Annotated in this window: 1 protein-coding gene; it reads right to left on the reverse strand. The window is 54.7% G+C overall.

Annotation, left to right across the window (positions count from 1 at the left end):
- Positions 1-344: VCBS domain-containing protein (locus CXF86_RS20095; RefSeq protein WP_219622753.1), on the reverse strand; the 344-nt coding region annotated here is incomplete at both ends.

Here is a 344-nt window from a genome sequence, read left to right on the forward strand (position 1 = left end):
ATAACGGTGACAGTTTGATCGACATAGGCGCCTTTGTCATCCATGACACGGACCACAAAGGTCAATGTCTCAGAATCGCCTTCGGCTAATGCCTGGGTGTCGGCATCGTCATTGTTTAAGGTGTAGGTCCACTTGCCGTCAGCATCGACCGTGAAGGTGCCATAAGTGGTGTCCGGCGTGCCTTGTACTGACCACGTTTGCGTTGCACCAGTATCGACATCGGACGCGCTAAGTTGGCCTGTAGCTGTCGCGGTACCAGCAAGCACGGTACCGTTATCTTCATGACCGGCTTCGGTGACGCTGCCAGAGAGTTGATCGGCTAGGTTAGTGACAACCGGGACGTC

Origin of the sequence: Shewanella sp. GutCb (genome assembly GCF_002836135.1) — a bacterium.
Taxonomy (GTDB): domain Bacteria; phylum Pseudomonadota; class Gammaproteobacteria; order Enterobacterales; family Shewanellaceae; genus Shewanella.